Origin of the sequence: Vibrio sp. OPT46 (genome assembly GCF_015163535.1) — a bacterium.
Lineage (GTDB): Bacteria > Pseudomonadota > Gammaproteobacteria > Enterobacterales > Vibrionaceae > Vibrio > Vibrio alginolyticus.
Window position 1 is genome coordinate 1 of record NZ_JADDYG010000312.1, and the last position, 380, is coordinate 380.

Here is a 380-nt window from a genome sequence, read left to right on the forward strand (position 1 = left end):
TAGAATACCTGAAAATAGCACAAGATATGCCTTCCGCCGATGAAATCTACGAGGACGTACTGGACTATATTGGCGCTTTTGATGATCTAGAGGGGTCACTATGATTCAAGGACGAAAGCGTACCAAAATTGCGATAGAGAAGACCCGATCACCAATTATCCCACTTCACTTTGAAGATATGGTTTTAGACACTGGTAATGGCATAAAATCTCACATTTATCGCCTGCGCTATCGTAACGTCCCGACAGTAAAGCAAATTAGATCAGGGAATGAGGTGTTAGCAAATCGGGATGATATTGTCAGGGAAATTTACCAAAGGCTAAGCTTATTACCACACAAAATAACGAAGCAGCACTACTTTTCTGGGCTTGTTAGTTACT

General features: G+C 41.3%; 1 pseudogene. It reads left to right on the plus strand.

Annotated elements, in window-relative coordinates:
* Positions 1-100: 100 nt before the first annotated feature.
* A pseudogene (locus IQR33_RS33170) lies at positions 101-380 on the plus strand (hypothetical protein); the annotation flags it as partial.